This is a genomic window from Mycobacterium sp. 1245852.3, assembly GCF_001669335.1.
Lineage (GTDB): Bacteria > Actinomycetota > Actinomycetes > Mycobacteriales > Mycobacteriaceae > Mycobacterium > Mycobacterium europaeum_A.
In genome coordinates this window covers 1-665 of the sequence record NZ_LZLL01000227.1, presented here as the reverse complement: position 1 = coordinate 665, position 665 = coordinate 1, and the positions used below count along the sequence as shown (strand labels likewise).

At 63.3% G+C, this 665-nt stretch carries 1 protein-coding gene; it reads right to left on the bottom strand.

All coding sequences use genetic code 11. The features are described 5' to 3' along the window. Window positions 1–657 (bottom strand): glycosyltransferase (locus A9W96_RS10190; protein WP_197499476.1); only part of this gene is annotated, 657 nt, incomplete at its 3' end. Between the last annotated feature and the right edge of the window lie 8 nt (window positions 658–665).

Sequence of the window (665 nt, the reverse complement as noted above, 5' to 3'; positions counted from 1 at the left end):
GGCGTCGGCCGCCAGGCCCGGGAAAATCACGTCGTCGTATGCCTGGATTTCCAACGATCCCCGTTCGGCAATTCGCCGCGGTGAACCATATGTTGCCTTCGGTAGGCCGAGCCGGCTGCGCTGCGCATTCTCGACCTTCTTGATCGCGCGCCACCACAGCCAGTCATGCAGCGTCAGCACCAAGCGAGAGGCCGACGCGGGCAAGATCGGCAACGATTGGCCGTTGGGGCGCACCGGGGCATGGTGCAGCGTGGCCAACGGAAGCCCGTGGTGTTCAGCGACATTGGCCGCGATCTCCTGGTAAGTCTGACCGGCGAGCACCAGGTCGGCTCCGTCCGCCAGTGACGTCAGTGTCTCGTTCATCTGCACCCAGGCCCCAGTGCTGACTTTCCACAGCTCGCGTCCCCACTCCGATAGGTCACGCATTCTCCAGAACGTGCTGAACACGGAGGTAAAAAAGTTGCGGAACACGTCCAGCCATACCCGTGTCTCCGCTCCGTAGGGCACCGCGGTAAGCCCGGCCGATTCCGCGAAGTCAACCAGGTCGGGCGGGACCGCGATGCACACTTCGTGGCCCCTGCGCAGCAACTCACGGCCGACGGCGGCACAGGGCTCGATATCACCACGAGTTCCGTAGCTCGCCACCACGAACTTCATTGCAAAAA